This window comes from Bacillus sp. JK62 (assembly GCF_053663455.1).
On the sequence record NZ_JBSJQA010000001.1, the window covers coordinates 520,583 to 534,205 of the forward strand.

The following is a 13,623-nucleotide window of genomic DNA, read 5'->3' on the forward strand; positions in this document are numbered from 1 at the left end:
ACGATGAAAAAACAATTAAGCTTTCAAGAAAAACTGCTGAAGCTGACCAAACAGCAGAAAAAGAAGACCAATCTTCACGTTTTTATCGCGCTGCCGATCGTCTTTTGCCTGATGTTCGTCTGCATCCTGACAGGGAAGGCGGAAACGCCGAGTGTGAAAAGAAATGCCGATGACCTTGTATCAGCTTCATTCGTCGGAGATATTATGATGGGCCGGAATGTCGAGAAAGTGACAAAGCATAAAGGCACGGAGAGTGTCTTCCGTTACGCAAAGCCATTCTTCGAAGCATCCGACTATGTGTCGGGGAACTTTGAAAACCCGGTTACATATAAAAAGAACTACAAAGAAGCAGAAAAAAATATCCACCTTCAGTCAAACAAAGATGCCGTAAAAGTATTGAAGGACATGAATTTCACCGTTCTCACGGCAGCCAACAACCATGCGATGGATTACGGCCCTCAAGGAATGCGGGATACGGTTGAAGAGTTTTCAAAGCAAAATCTTGAACTTGTCGGAGCGGGCCTCACGCTGAAGGAAGCCGAGCAGAACATTTCTTATCAAGATGTAAACGGAATCAAAATCGCAACACTGGGTTTCACTGATGTTTCCGGAAAAGGTTTTGCAGCTAAACGAAATGCGCCGGGTGTGCTTCCGGCCGATCCAGAGCTGTTTATTCCGATGATTTCTAAAGCCAAAAAGAAAGCCGATCTTGTCATTGTTCAAACACACTGGGGACAGGAATACGATAATGATCCGAATGACAGACAGCGCCAATTGGCAAGAGCAATGTCAGATGCCGGAGCGGATATTATCGTCGGACACCATCCGCACGTGCTGGAACCGATCGAAATGTACCACGGCACCGTTATTTTCTACAGCCTGGGCAACTTCGTATTTGACCAAGGGTGGACAAGAACGAGAGACACGGCGCTTGTTCAATATCATCTGCAGAAAAACGGCACGGGACGCTTTGAAGTCACGCCGATGAACATTCATGAAGCAACGCCTGCACCGGTTAAAAAAGGCAGCATCAATCATAAAACGATCGTACGTGAACTGACGAAAGAATCGAATTTCAAGTGGAGCGTCAAGGATGGAAAATTAACGTTTGATGTGGATCACAGCGATATCTTAAAAAAGAAAGCGGAGTGAAAAACAAATGAAAATCATTAAAGCGGGATGGCCGTTTGCCGCGATCATTATGGTATTTATGTTTATGTCTGCGTTTAAATACAATGATCAGCTCACAGATCAGGAAAAACAAAAAATTGACACGGAAATGCAAAAAATTCAGCAAGAGGACACAGCGGGCGCAAAATAAGCTCATGATTCCGCTTGCCGGCATATTGTTTGTTCCGAATCCAGTAAAGAATGCCCATATCGGGCATTCTTTTTTTTGTGCTCTCCTAAACATTTGTTAAAAGTTACCGATGTAAAAACTACTAAAAATGAGGAGAGTGAATAGAAAACATGCTCACAAGCTGGAGGAAGTACATCCTTGCCGGCCTTATGATTTGTCTTGTGGCACCTGCAGTAACGAGAACGGAAATTGCCGAAGCGGATTCTCAAGTTTCTGTCCTGATCGTTTCAGACGCGCAAAAACTTGTCGGAAATAAATATGTTTACGGAGGCGAAGAGCCTGAGGACGGTTTTGATCCGTCCGGATTGATGCATTATCTTTTCAGCAGGCAGAACATCCATCTGCCGAGAACGGTCAGTGATCAATGGAAAGTCGGAGCCGCCGTCAAAGAAAATGACCTTTTACCGGGAGATCTTGTGTTTTTCAAAAAGTCGGATTCAACACAAAATACGCCTGCCCATGACGGTCTGTATATCGGAAACGGAGAGATGATACACAGTTCTCCGTCAGAAGGCGTAACCGTCACACGCTTTCAAAAAAGCAGTTATTGGATGAATTTATATCTTGGCGCAAAGCGGATGACAAAAGATCCGGAACTGGCTGATGATCCGATCGTTCAGGAGGCAGCCCGTTACCTCGACATTCCGTATGTATTCGGCGGAAGCACGCCCGAGGCGGGATTCGACTGTTCGGGGCTGGTCCAATATGTTTTTGAAAACAAGCTTCACATTTACCTGCCGAGATCTGCGGAACAGCAGTGGCTGGTCGGTGAGAAAATCAAACTGAGCGACATAAAGCCCGGGGACGTGATTTATTTCAGCGACACGTATAAAAAAGGAATTTCCCATGCGGGCATTTATGCGGGAGAGGGAAGGTTCATCCAAGCAAGCCGCTCCGAAAAAGTCACCATTTCTTACTTGGCGGAAGATTATTGGAAAAAACATTTCACAGGAGTGCGCCGATTCAGCAATTTAGCCATTTCTAAAGACAATCCCGTTGTGTCCACAGCGGCCGATCATATCGGAATTTCTTATCTGAAAGGCGGCGCTTCACCGGAAACCGGCTTTGATACGGCGGGATTTGTTCAATACATCTATCAAAAAGCGAAAGGAATCAGCCTGCCGCGTTATGCCGACAAGCAGATGCAGGCGGGCGTTCCGGTCGATAAACAAGATCTGAAGCCCGGCGATCTGGTCTTCTTTAAAGCGGAAAGCCTGAATCCGGCCATTTATATCGGGAACGGACAAGTGATTCATGTCACCGTGTCCGCAGGCGTTACCATAACAAATATGAACACAAGCGCTTATTGGAAGGACAAATATGCGGGCGGCATCCGGCTTCCGTAAAAAAAGACGTCAGAGAGTGTCTCTGACGTCTTTTTCTTTTATCGTTTCGGCGCTCTGTATCCGGCCGCTTCCGCTTCTTCTACAGAACAGAACATTTCTGCGGGATCTGTCGTCCGGTTGTAGTATGTACTTCCCGGCGTGTGATAAATGCCGTTCCGGCTGCCTTTAATGTCGCATCCCTGTGAGGTGCCGGCTGCTTTCGTTTCGGCATGTCCTCCGGAGGAAGGGGCGTTGTTTTGCGCCGTTTCCGCGTTTTCGGATTTTGTTTTTGCTTTCTGCCGCTTTAAAGTTTTATTTTCTGACTGAAGCGTTTCAGCGGTCTTTTCGAGCTTCTTTTGTGAATTTTTTAATTTCTCATTGTCTTGTTTGAGTGATTTGTTTGTTTTTTTCAGCTCGCTTATCTCTTGGCTGAGTTTGCTGAGTTTTTCTTCGTTGCCAGCTTCAGCTTCGGATTTCTCCTTTTCGGCCGCGGCACTGATGCTTTCATATTTTTTCTCAAGCGCCTGGTGTTCCTTCGTCAATTTTTGATAAGCGGTATCAAGGGTGCTGTATTTCTCCTCTGCCTTCACGGCCGAGGCGTCCGGCTCTGCGAGGGATGCACCGGTCAGAAGCAGGATAAATCCGCCGATGAGAAGAGGCCAAAACAGCTTTTTTGAAAAATGTTTTTCTTTTTTTGCCGCTTTGCATATGAGATGAAACATTCCGTATCCGACTGCGCAGAGAAAAGCTAAAAATCCTATAATAGCGATTGCATTCGACATCATGAAACTCCTTTTTTCTTTATCTTACAATTTATTTTCAATTTTGGAAATTTCTTTTTTAGAAAACATGAAAAAGCCAGGCCGTGAAAGACCTGGCTTTTACCTTTTATTGCCCGTTGTCGAGAAGCCGGTTGATGAAATATGCGACGCCGTTTTCATCGTTGCTTTTTGTAATATACGTGCTTTTTTCTTTCAGTTCATCAATCGCATTGCCCATGGCGATGCGGTTTCCCGCCGCTTCAAACATGGAGAAATCATTCGGGCTGTCGCCGATGGCGTAAATATCCTGTTTTTCAATTCCGTACAGTGAGGCAAGCTCCGTCAGAGCACGTCCCTTTCCGGAACCGGCAGGGAGGATTTCGATAATGTGTTTTCCGGAAGATGTCTGGGATAATTTCGGATGATGTGTAATTTCTTCTTTGGCGTTTCTCAATTTTTCCATATCAAAAGAGAAACAAAGAAGCTTGTAAACATGTTCGTCTCCGTTAAAAATCGCCTGTATATCCTGTACGGGTTTAATGCCGAATTGTTTGAACTGCGTCTTTGCGCCCTCCCATAATGTCTGAATATCTTCCTTGGGATTGGCGCTTTTCAGAATGTCCAGTTCTGCCTGCAGTTTGGACTCGCCGTCAAACGGGGACAGCAGATGATCATCTGTATAGACCTCAAAGTAAATGTCTTTGTCCGTTAAATAAGCGGCGATATCCTTCCCGGCCTGCTGATCCATTAAGAGCCGGCTGACGAGGCGGTATCCTTTGTCATGGACTGTCCCGCCGTTTGCCGCAATGATCGGAATATCCAAATCCTTTAAGAGCGCTTTTACATCAAACGTGGCTCTGCCCGTGCAGATGGCCACGAGAATGCCCGCTTCATCCGCTCTTTGTAAAGCCGCTCTGTTTTCCGGAGAAATCACACTGTCCGAATTCAGTAATGTGCCGTCTAAGTCAATGGCTATCAATTTCATATGTATGGATGCCCTCCTTAAAAATAAAGCTGCTTCATGTAGTATGTTCAGCTTTGTGCGAAATCAGCAGAAAGCCGTCAGTTAAAAGGCTATACCTTCATGTCCTTTTTTTCAACAGAAAAACGGCGGGATTTGCTAATCCCGCCGTGACATCTTACGCGTCTAAATCATTTTTTAATTTCGTTTTTACTTCTTGAAGGTTTTCCTCATTCAGCTTGAAGTAATAAATATTTTTGCCGTACTGAGGAGTGTAAATGTAGCTGTCTGAACCTGTCAGCTGCAAAGAATTCACCGATTTCAGCGATGTGATAAACGGGAACAGACCGATGGCGTCATTAAGAGATAAGTTCATTTTCAAGTTTTTCCCTAAGCTGTCGACGATATCGTCATACGATGGGATCGAGCTTAACGATTTAGATTTTTTAATAATGGCGCTCAGCACTTCCATCTGTCTTTGTCCGCGCATCAGATCGGTGTCCGCTTTGCGTGTTCTTACATAAGCCAGTGCCTGCTCACCGTCAAGCGTCTGGACGCCCGGCTTCAGCACGACTTTTCCTTTTGTATCGACTTTAATACGATCGGCAATTTTCTGGCTTTTCACATTTACCGTAACGCCGTTCAACTCATTGACGACATCGCGGAACGCGTCGAAGTTGCTCTCAACCACATAATCTACCGGAATATCAAACATGTTTTCTACTGTTTTATAAGTTAAATTATAACCGCCGTAAGCATGTGCGTGCGCGAATTTGTCATAGCCGTGTCCCGGGATGTTGACATAGGAATCCCGCGGAATGCTGAGCATCGTCGCTGTTTTCTTTTTCCGGTTGAAGGTGACGAGCACGTTGGCGTCACTTCTTGCGTCATCTACTGATTCGCCCTTATTGTCACGGGCGTCTATTCCTAAAAGCAATACGGTGAAAGAATCCTTCTTCGGGTCAAATTCTTTGATCCGTTTTACGGACTGGTCGCCGCGGTCAAGGCTGACGTGCGCTTCTTTGGTCGCATTATTCAATTTCACAAATGCGTAGGTGCCGACGGAACCGGCGATCACCAATAAGAAAGCGGCGAATACCAGTACAAATTTCACCCATTTTCTGAGGCGTCTTTTCTTTTTTCTGCGTTGAGATCGTTCTTCCATATCATTACCTCTCGTTTCTATTCTTTGTGAAGCGTACCATAATTGTTGACTTGGAGCAACTCTGCAAATGAGAAAATTCTAAATCTTTCTCTCTATTTCGACAACATCTACTGTTATTTTTGCATCAGGTTCACATTATATTGGACGGCAGGAAGCGGGAAATGTTTCGGCGCTTTGTAAAAAATAATCAGTAAAATAATGGATATTAACGGTGCGGAAGGTTTGAAACGATCGGAAACAGGCAAAAGAAGCAGTAGAACAATTCCGCGCGGATACAGCGTTGGATGAAGGGAGTCTATATAACATGAAAAGCATACACTCGAATAAATGGCTCTATTTTTTCGGCGCACTCGGCGGCGCGTTATACGGATATGATACCGGAGTCATTTCCGGAGCTATTTTGTTTATGAAAAAAGAACTGGGACTGAACGCCTTTACAGAAGGCCTCGTCGTCAGTTCGTTATTGGCGGGGGCGATTCTCGGATCGGGATTCGCCGGCAAACTGACCGACCGGTTCGGCAGGCGGAAGGCCATCATGGGAGCGGCGCTGCTGTTTTGTATAGGCGGTTTAGGAGTCGCTTTTGCCCCGAATACAGGGGTGATGGTTCTTTTCCGGATTATTCTCGGACTGGCTGTCGGAACATCTACAACGATCGTCCCGCTCTATTTATCGGAGCTGGCTCCGAAGCATAAACGGGGGGCGCTTTCTTCGCTGAATCAGCTGATGATTACGGTCGGAATCCTCGTTTCTTATATCGTGAACTATATATTTGCCGATGCAGGCGCTTGGCGCTGGATGCTTGGACTTGCGGTTGTGCCGTCAGTCATTCTGCTGATCGGAATCTTATTTATGCCGGAAAGCCCGCGCTGGCTGTTTACGATCGGCAAAGAAGAGAAAGCAAGAGAAATCCTTTCATCATTGCGGGGAACGAAGAATATTGATGATGAGATTGATCAGATGAAAGAAGCGGAAAAGGAAAACGAAGGCGGCTTGAAAGAATTGTTTGAGCCGTGGGTGAGACCCGCGCTGATTGCCGGCCTCGGACTTGCCTTTTTGCAGCAATTCATCGGGACAAATACAATTATTTATTACGCACCGAAAACATTTACCAGTGTCGGGTTCGGCAATTCCGCGTCTATATTGGGAACGGTCGGAATCGGCGCCGTCAATGTCATCATGACGCTTGCGGCTATTAAAGTCATTGATAAGATCGGCCGGAAGCCGCTGCTGCTGGCCGGAAATGCGGGCATGGTCATCAGTCTGCTCGTATTGGCTGCGGTCAATCTTTTCTTTGAACATTCAGCAGCCGCATCATGGACAACGGTGATTTGTTTAGGCCTGTTTATCATTGTGTTTGCGGTCAGCTGGGGGCCTGCCGTGTGGGTCATGCTTCCTGAATTATTCCCGCTGCATGTCCGGGGGATCGGGACGGGTGTCTCCACTTTGATGCTGCATGCCGGAACATTGATTGTCTCATTAACCTATCCGATGTTAATGGAAGCAGTCGGCATCAGCTATTTATTTCTCATTTATGCCGCGATCGGGATACTGGCATTCCTGTTCGTCCGGTTTAAAGTGACCGAGACGAAGGGGAAAAGCCTTGAAGAAATTGAGCAGGATCTGAAAAGCCGTAACGGAGGCTCGGGATCAGAATCAAATCGGCGGACAGTTCATCCGTAATATTCAGTTTAGGGGGGCGGTTATTCACCGGCCCCTCAAAACGGATGCCGAGCGGGCGCCCGGTCACATAAATGACGGGGATATGTCATACGTTGTATAAAGTCACGATAAAGGCGGGGATGCCGGTGAAAACGAGTATTATTATCCTTACATATAATGAACTTGAGCTGACGAAAAAATGTCTGGCCAGCATTGAACGATACACCGACAAAGATAAGATTGAACTGATTATAGTTGACAACGGTTCCTCAGACGGAACGAGAGAATACATATCGAATCTGCCTGACGTCAAAGTTATCCTTAATGAAAAAAACCTCGGGTTCGCCAAGGGGTGCAACCAGGGAATCGAAGCGGCAGGGGGAGAAAATCTGCTGTTTCTGAACAACGATACGATGGTCACGAAAAATTGGCTCACCTCCATGCTGAGGGTGCTGTATCAATCTGAAAAAACCGGTATGGTCGGGCCCGTCAGCAACTATGTCAGCGGCGCGCAAATGATCCATGACGCGTATCAATCGCTTGATGAGCTGGAGTCATTCGCAGAGGCATATTGCGCACGGGAAAAGCATCATACAAAGCGGGTGCTGCGCCTTGTCGGCTTCTGTCTTCTGGTGAAAAGAAGCGTCATTGAAGACATCGGCCCGTTCGATGAGCAATTCGGATACGGTTCTTTTGAAGATGATGACCTATGTCTGCGCGCCCTGCAAAAAGGATACAGCCTGCACATCGCTCTCGATGCCTTTGTGCATCACCACGGGCATGCGACGTTTACGGCTAATCAGGATATCAATATCAATCAGTTATATTCGGAGAACCGCCAGCGTTTTACGGAAAAATGGGGCACTGATTTTACGTACTTTACTCATCCGAGACCGGAAATTGCGGAGCTCGTTCCCCGGGAGGCGAAACGGATACTTGATGTCGGCTGCGGTGCGGGAGCTACGGGGCTGGAACTTCAAAACAGACAGCCTTGCGAACTGTACGGAATAGAACTGCACCCGCTGGCGGCGCAAGCGGCAAAAGGACACTATGAAGCCGTGCTGCAGGAAGATGTCGAAAAAGTGAACCTGCCTTATCCGGAAGGCTTTTTTGATTGCATCATTTTCGCGGACATCCTTGAGCACTTAAAAGACCCGTGGCGCGTCATTGAAACGTACTCATCCTATTTGTCGCCTGCCGGATCAATCGTTTGCAGCATTCCGAATATTTCCCACGCCGAAGCGCTGTTCCCGCTTCTGCTCGGTGACTGGACATACAGAGACGCCGGTATTCTCGACCGCACCCACTTGCGGTTTTTTACGCCGCAGACGGTGCACACGCTCTTTCCGGAAGAGACATTTGACGTGAAAAAGCAGTCCTATACGTATGTTCACGTAGATGAGCGGGTGCAGCTGTTTTTACAGGAAATCACACGAATGGCGCAATCGATGCAATTTCCGGTGACACAGCTGCCCGAACAAAGCAGGATTTATCAAATTCTCCTTCGTGTCGAAAAAACACGCTGAAGGCTACCGTCCCATCGTTCCGAAGTTGGTAATCTGAATGGAAACATCATAGTCAAAGGCCGCTTCGGAGAAGGTCTCATCCCAGCGGTGCTTCACTTTCTTCCAATAGTCGGGATATTGAATGCGGACTCTGTCAGAAAAGAATACAGGGTCCGTTTCATATTGATTCTGCAGCTTATCGATGACTTCTTTCATATCGCTTTTCAGTTTTTTTTCGAAAATCTTTTCCAGCCCGTTTAAATAGTGCTGATCGAATGAATCTTCTCCGGCATATTGATCCTCTGACAAAAGGCCTTTTGTTTTCACCGCTACATGAAATGACAGCTTCCCGTTTTTCAGCAGGGGGGTGATGGAGGATGTTGATTTTTTGATCTCGAAGGTAATCGGGTGCCCCCCTTTATCCAAAGCGGGCAGCACGCCGCCCCGTATCGTCCCCGTCAGCCAATTCAGGCTCTGTACTTCGTATGATGACAGAAAGCCCGCCAATCTGTTTTGTTTTGCGTTTTTGATAATGGCCGCTCCGTCATACACCGTTTTTCCTTTTTGATTGCTGACGGCCTGAATGAGAAAACTGAGTTTATTATGGCAGTAAATCGAAGCTCTCCCGATTCGGAGCGGTTTTAAAATCTTCCCGTTGTAGCCGCCGTTGTTCGTAAGGTCGATCAGCTTTTCCGCGGGCATGGGCTGCTGCTGATTCGGCGTCGGCTCCGTCAGAATATCGGACGCTTTGCCTCTTGCCGCGAAGAGATAGCTGCTCCGCCTTAATTCATCATCGCGGATAAAATGATTCATCATCTGCAGTATATTTTGGTCGGCCAGCAATTTGTCGCTGAATATCAGCACTTTTAAATGATCGCTGTAAACGGGCGGATCTTTTAAAGCGACTTCACTGACGGCTTCAAGAATGGTATCCCCCCGCGACGTCACATTGACAAACACGGGCCGGCCGGAAGCCTGGCTGTTTTCACTTTGGGGCAGCAGGTTTTGATAGGTTAATTTATATCGGCGGTCACTCGTCTCGTCTATCGCCAGTCCCCGGGCGAAAGACAGCTTTTCGACTTCCTTCGCGTCCCAGCACCCTGAAAGCGTCATCAGTATGAAAAGCGCCGCCGCCCATTTTACGAAATGTGTCATGACGTCTGTTTCCTCCCGGCTATTTTTTTCATCCAGCTGACAAACCAGATGAGAAAAGGAATCATAATGACGGCAAAAAACGCATATCCGAGAATATTCGCGAATGCAAACACACTGTTGATATCATCGGGGTACATTGAAAGGCCGAATGTCACTGCCAATAAGCCCCCCAGCAGCCAGGCATTGTTTTTATTTTTCAGTCTGAAAATGGTGTTTAACCCGAGATGCGCTCCTTTAAAAGAACCGAGCATACAGGTGAACTGCTGGCATGTCCACGTAATTAAAAGAAAGATATCAAACCTTTCGATGAAAATACCGCGGATTTCCAAGGCGTGAATCAGGGAAATGGTCGGATATGTCACCGTTTTGGCTTCAGCGATCGACATACAGCCGATTACGACAAGCAGCGTAAAGCTGTAAAATAAGCCTGCGCATGCGATGCCGAAGACGGCAGCCTTTTTCGCCTGCTTCGGATTTTTCATAAACGGCACCAGATAAAGAATCACCTCAAGTCCTGAAAAATACAGAAGGGTCCGCGGAAACAGCTCAAAAAAGCTTTTGTAGCCCCCATCCAAGACCGGGCGGACGAAATCCAGCTTAAACAGTCTCAGGCTGAATATGAGCAGCACAATCAGAATGACGATCGCAATCGGAAAGAGATAAGCATAGAGTTTTGAAATGGGATACACCCCGCCGGTCACATGGTAGATGCCGACCGCCAGAAAGATGAATATAACGACACCCATCGGCGTATTTTTCAGTAAAAAGTAATTGATGACCTCACCGAGAAAACGGGCTTGAAAACAGACGGTGACGACAAAATAACAGCTGATGAATAAATTCAGAAGAGAACCGATGGCGCGTCCCATAATGCTTTGATTCAGCTCATAAATGGTTTCCCCGCTGTTTTTCTGCAAAAATGGCATAAAGAGCAGGACGATGCCGATAAACACGAGACTCTGCACAAGAATAATGATCCATCCGCTCGGACTGTCCGCTGCTGCGGCGGAGCGCGGCAGTGTTAACACGCCCGCTCCGATCATTGTTCCGCTTACCATGAGAAGTGTCTGCATAAACGACAGCTTGTCTTCCGGTTTTTTCATGGTGATCACCTTTGCTTGATTTTATCTTTCGTCTCTTTTCTGGTCGGCCGTTTTTTCAAAAGAGGCGTCGGCAGTCTGACGATCGTATCTTTTAAGTCCTGTCCCGGCTGCGCCATGATCGGAATAAGATAGTCCTGGCCGAAGCTTTTCAGGCGCATCAGATGGCCGACGACAAGCAGATAACACATGATCAGTCCGTATAAACCTAATATCGCCGACAAAATCATCGAAAAAATACGGATGAGTCTCAGCGGAAAATTGAACGCATAGGAGGGCGCCGTAAAAGAAGCCAATGCCGTAACGGATACGATAATGACCATCATCGCGCTGACGATGTTCGCCTGAACGGCGGCCTGCCCGATCACCACGCCCCCGATCAGGCCGATCGTCTGTCCGATCGGCTTCGGCAGCCTGAGTCCGGCTTCTCTGATCATCTCAATCGTAAAAATCATAATAAACGCTTCAACAAAAGGGGGAAACGGAACATTCAATCTGCTTCCGGCAATCGTCACCGCCATTCTCGTCGGTAAAAGCCCCGTGTGAAACGTAACGAGCGATATGTAAAGGCCGGGTAAATAAATCGTGATTAAAATGCATGTATACCGAAGCAGCCTGAGAAAGTTAACCGGAACCCACCGCTGATTATAATCGTCAGGTGAGTGGATAAATTCATCAATGGTAGCCGGCACCAAAAGGGTAAAAGGCGTTCCGTCTACAAGAATGGAGACCCTTCCTTCCAAAAGAGCGCCCATAACCCGGTCGGGCCGTTCGGTCGTCAAGACGGTCGGGAAAATGGAATACGTGTTATCTTCAATAAGCTGCTCGATCGTTCCTGATTCCGGAATGTCATCAATGGTGATCGAATCCAGTCTTTTCATCACTTCTTTTACAACATCATCAGGCGCAATATCCCGAATGTAGGCAACGGCGATCCGCTTTTTTGTCCGTTCGCCGAGTGTGATCTCTTTGATCTGGAGGTTGGGATCACCGGACTGCTCGCGCAAAAGCGCCGTGTTCGTTCGGAGCTTTTCGACAAAACCTATTCTCGGCCCCCGTTCAAGCACTTCTGAAGCCGGTTCTTCAATATCACGCATTTTAAATGTTTCCGTCTCAAACGAAAGGGCTTCCTCCCATCCCTCCGCCAGCAAAACCGATTTGCCGGAAAAAATGTCTGCCTCCGCGTCCTTAAGTGAAGAAAGCCGGGTGTGACGATAGCCGAAAGAGATGGATGACGGCGGTATTTCAGCCGGATCCTCTTGATGCAGGGCGGCCGCCTGCACGGGCGAAATAATATATTCCGCAAGCAATTGATTGTCGGTCAGTCCGTCTATATATATAAGACAGGCGTCACATTTGCCGTTTCCGTACGTAAACGAATAAAACATCATGTCATCGCTTTGGCCGATCCGTTTTTTCAGCGCTTCAAGGTTTTTGCCGAGCTCCGCATGGATCGTCATAATGTTCCCCCCTTTTCCATCAGTTATTTTAATTTGCGACAAACAAGGCATTTTATTCTGGAATAGGAAATGACTGAGCATTCCGCCCCATCCGAATGGTATAATGAGCAGGTCAGCCATTTTATACATATTGTTTTTAACCGCGGCTCTCCGTGTTTTAAAAAAGACACAGGGGGAATGGGATATGAGCCGCTTTTTAAGGGGAGGGGAACGAACATGACGCAAGAGCCGATTTTTCTACAGCCTGTATGCAAAGAAAAAATATGGGGCGGCACGTTATTACGCGAACGATTCGGATATGACATACCTTCAGAAACAACCGGCGAATGCTGGGCGATATCAGCCCATCCGCACGGAATGAGCACGGTCAAAAGCGGTCCGTATCAAGGGAAAACCTTGATGGAACTGTGGGATCAGCATAGAGAATTATTCGGCGGAACGGAAGGGGACCGGTTTCCGCTGCTGACGAAAATACTGGACGCCAAACATCATCTGTCCGTTAAAGTCCATCCTGACGATTATGACGCCGAGGAGCATGGACAGGGCGAAACGGGGAAATCTGAGTGCTGGTACATTATTGACTGTAAAGAAAATGCGGAAATCATATACGGTCATACGGCCCGTTCGAAAGCGGAACTTGTCACCATGATTAACAGCGGTGACTGGGAAGGCCTGCTGCGCCGCGTGAAGATCAAACCCGGCGATTTTTATTATGTGCCGAGCGGAACCATCCATGCCATTTGCGCCGGGGCGCTCGTGCTGGAAATACAGCAGAATTCAGACGCCGCCTACCGGATATATGATTACGGGCGTACAGATCAAAACGGCGGGGCGCGTGAGCTGCATATCCGCGATGCCGTCAACGCCGCCACCGTTCCTCATGTGGATGGATTTTTGGATGAATCAACTGAAACGAGAAAAGGCATCACCATTAAAACCTTTGTGCAGGGAGAATATTTTTCTGTATACAAATGGGATATCAGCGGGACGGCGGAAATGACCCAGGACGCTCCGTTTATGCTGTGCAGCGTCACAGAAGGAAGCGGCTCCATCATCTTTGAAGGCAAGTCCGCCAAGCTTGAAAAAGGCGCGCATTTCATACTGCCGGATCAGATGCCTGACTTTACGATAAACGGAGATTGCACGATCATCGTTTCTCATATATAAAACC

The 13,623-nt window shown here is 47.3% G+C and carries 12 protein-coding genes; 6 read left to right on the top strand and 6 right to left on the bottom strand.

Translation table 11 applies throughout. The annotated features are described in order from the left end of the window. Positions 1–3: 3 nt before the first annotated feature. From ACWJJ4_RS02610 to ACWJJ4_RS02620, 3 genes are all read left to right on the top strand, one after another. Entirely contained in the window at positions 4–1,152 is a 1,149-nt protein-coding gene (locus ACWJJ4_RS02610) for a CapA family protein (RefSeq protein WP_017418784.1), read from the top strand. Positions 1,153–1,159: 7 nt separating this feature from the next. After that, on the top strand, positions 1,160–1,321 hold the full coding sequence (locus ACWJJ4_RS02615; protein ID WP_003151344.1) for a hypothetical protein: 162 nt from the start codon (positions 1,160–1,162) through the stop codon (positions 1,319–1,321). A 149-nt stretch (positions 1,322–1,470) separates the two neighbouring features. Then, the gene (locus ACWJJ4_RS02620; RefSeq protein ID WP_454021401.1) at positions 1,471–2,706 is read left to right on the top strand and encodes a C40 family peptidase; all 1,236 of its coding nucleotides are present in this window, start codon (positions 1,471–1,473) and stop codon (positions 2,704–2,706) included. 38 nt (positions 2,707–2,744) lie between these two features. Here the strand turns inward: ACWJJ4_RS02620 and ACWJJ4_RS02625 are convergent, their stop codons facing one another. The 3 genes from ACWJJ4_RS02625 to ACWJJ4_RS02635 all read right to left on the bottom strand — a co-directional run bounded on the left by ACWJJ4_RS02625 (position 2,745) and on the right by ACWJJ4_RS02635 (position 5,572). Beyond that, positions 2,745–3,467 carry a sunset domain-containing protein gene (locus tag ACWJJ4_RS02625; RefSeq protein ID WP_070082477.1) on the bottom strand — a complete coding sequence of 241 codons (723 nt, stop codon included), beginning with the start codon at positions 3,465–3,467 and terminating at the stop codon, positions 2,745–2,747. A 106-nt stretch (positions 3,468–3,573) separates the two neighbouring features. Then, complete coding sequence (locus tag ACWJJ4_RS02630) at positions 3,574–4,431, bottom strand: Cof-type HAD-IIB family hydrolase (RefSeq protein ID WP_146275660.1); 858 nt, start codon at positions 4,429–4,431, stop codon at positions 3,574–3,576. A gap of 154 nt (positions 4,432–4,585) precedes the next feature. Next, on the bottom strand, positions 4,586–5,572 hold the full coding sequence (locus ACWJJ4_RS02635) for an LCP family protein (RefSeq protein ID WP_003151348.1): 987 nt from the start codon (positions 5,570–5,572) through the stop codon (positions 4,586–4,588). A gap of 304 nt (positions 5,573–5,876) precedes the next feature. Here ACWJJ4_RS02635 and ACWJJ4_RS02640 point away from each other — a divergent pair, with 304 nt between their 5' ends. Continuing rightward, entirely contained in the window at positions 5,877–7,253 is a 1,377-nt protein-coding gene (locus ACWJJ4_RS02640) for a sugar porter family MFS transporter (RefSeq protein ID WP_025853557.1), read from the top strand. Positions 7,254–7,345: 92 nt separating this feature from the next. Then, complete coding sequence (locus ACWJJ4_RS02645; RefSeq protein ID WP_454021402.1) at positions 7,346–8,758, top strand: glycosyltransferase; 1,413 nt, start codon at positions 7,346–7,348, stop codon at positions 8,756–8,758. A gap of 3 nt (positions 8,759–8,761) precedes the next feature. Here ACWJJ4_RS02645 and ACWJJ4_RS02650 read toward each other — a convergent pair whose 3' ends face one another. Genes ACWJJ4_RS02650 through ACWJJ4_RS02660 form a run of 3 tightly spaced genes read right to left on the bottom strand, consistent with a single transcriptional unit; the run spans position 8,762 to position 12,452 of the window. Continuing rightward, positions 8,762–9,892: a Ger(x)C family spore germination protein gene (locus ACWJJ4_RS02650; RefSeq protein ID WP_025853555.1), complete on the bottom strand. Its 1,131-nt coding sequence runs from the start codon at positions 9,890–9,892 to the stop codon at positions 8,762–8,764. After that, positions 9,889–10,995: a GerAB/ArcD/ProY family transporter gene (locus ACWJJ4_RS02655; RefSeq protein WP_063636504.1), complete on the bottom strand. Its 1,107-nt coding sequence runs from the start codon at positions 10,993–10,995 to the stop codon at positions 9,889–9,891. The genes ACWJJ4_RS02650 and ACWJJ4_RS02655 overlap by 4 nt, the downstream gene beginning before the upstream one ends. Positions 10,996–11,000: 5 nt before the next feature. Then, entirely contained in the window at positions 11,001–12,452 is a 1,452-nt protein-coding gene (locus ACWJJ4_RS02660) for a spore germination protein (RefSeq protein ID WP_070082474.1), read from the bottom strand. A 216-nt stretch (positions 12,453–12,668) separates the two neighbouring features. On the opposite strand from ACWJJ4_RS02660, the gene manA reads away from it, so the two are divergent. Continuing rightward, positions 12,669–13,619 carry a mannose-6-phosphate isomerase, class I gene (gene manA / locus ACWJJ4_RS02665; protein ID WP_077723181.1) on the top strand — a complete coding sequence of 317 codons (951 nt, stop codon included), beginning with the start codon at positions 12,669–12,671 and terminating at the stop codon, positions 13,617–13,619. Positions 13,620–13,623 lie beyond the last annotated feature (4 nt).